Annotated in this window: 1 protein-coding gene; it reads left to right on the top strand. The window is 57.3% G+C overall.

Annotated features, from left to right (window positions below; translation table 11 throughout):
• Nucleotides 1-54 precede the first annotated feature (54 nt).
• Nucleotides 55-1,325 (top strand): IS3 family transposase gene (locus NX778_RS24515; RefSeq protein WP_370661369.1). Its coding sequence is split into 2 segments (ribosomal slippage): nt 55-397 and nt 397-1,325, totalling 1,272 coding nucleotides; the frame shifts between segments, so codons are not numbered across the junction.
• The last annotated feature ends 10 nt before the right edge of the window (nt 1,326-1,335 follow it).

Below are 1,335 nucleotides of genomic sequence, written 5' to 3'. Positions count from 1 at the left end.
TGTCCCGTCCTACAATCGGTTGTCATGAGTTCGCCTTATTTTGAGGAGAGCAAGATGGCAGTTGAGGGAAAACGTACCCAGCGCGACTACACGGTGGCCTTTAAACTGGGTGTTGTGAGCGCCGTCGAAAAAGGCGAGATGACCTACAAGCAGGCCCAGAGGAAATACGGCATCCAGGGGCGAAGTACGGTGCTAGCATGGTTGCGCAAGCACGGGCAACTGGATTGGAGTCCATTAGCCTTGCAACTCGTGCCCGGCAAGCCGACGCCACCCCATATGTCCAAACCCCTCACGCCAGAGCAACGCATCAAGCAGCTGGAAGCCGAGCTGGAAGAATCGCGTCAGCGCTCCCTGGTCTACAAGACCATGCTGGATGTGCTTGCCAAGGAACATGGGGTGGCCTTGGTAAAAAAGCCTTCGCCCGAACAACGCAAATCCTCCAAGAAAAGGAAGGCCTGAGCGTAAGCCGGGTCTGCGCGTTGTTCGGGATTAGCCGGCAGGCGTACTACAAGCGGATACATGCGGAGATCAACCGTGCCTCGCGTAACAGTATCGCCCAGGCGATGGTGCAACAGGTGCGGCTCAAGCAGCCGAAGATCGGCACGCGCAAACTGCATTTCCTGCTGAAGGAACAATTTACCGAGGCCGGGCTGAAGCTCGGCCGTGATGGGCTGTTTGACGCCTTGCGGCGGGCGCATATGCTGGTTCAGCCCAAGCGCTGCTATCGTAAGACCACGGATTCAAAGCACTGGCTGTACAAACACCCCAACCTGGTCAAGAATCGGCCGAAGCCTGTCATGGCCGAGCAACTCTGGGTGGCCGACATCACGTACATCGAGACCGTGCAAACGACTGGCTACCTTAGCCTGATCACCGACGCTTACTCGCGCCGCATCATGGGGCACCACTTGCACGCCAGTCTACACACCGACGGGGTATTGAAGGCCTTGAACATGGCGCTGCGGCAGCGGAAGACCGATCGGGCTTTGGTGCACCACTCGGACCGTGGGCTGCAATATTGCGCCGAGGCGTATCAGCAGGTTCACCGCAGACATGGCGTTGCATGCTCAATGACCGACGGCTACGATTGCTATCAAAATGCACTGGCGGAGCGGGTCAACGGCATTCTGAAGAATGAGCTGTTGACAGCCAAACCGCAGGATCTGGAGCAGGCCGCCACCATGATTGACCAGGCAATCAGCATCTACAATCAACAGCGGCCACACCTGGCCCTGAAATACAAAACGCCCGATGAGGTACACCGGGCGTCTGTAGAGTCTGATTTATGCGTCGCGAAAAAGGCGGCGGCGCGTCAACCTATTTAAGGACGAGACA

This window comes from Massilia terrae, assembly GCF_024753145.1.
In the GTDB taxonomy this organism is placed as follows: domain Bacteria; phylum Pseudomonadota; class Gammaproteobacteria; order Burkholderiales; family Burkholderiaceae_D; genus Telluria; species Telluria terrae.
Note: the sequence above shows the minus strand (reverse complement) of the source record. Positions and strands in the feature narration are given on the sequence as shown.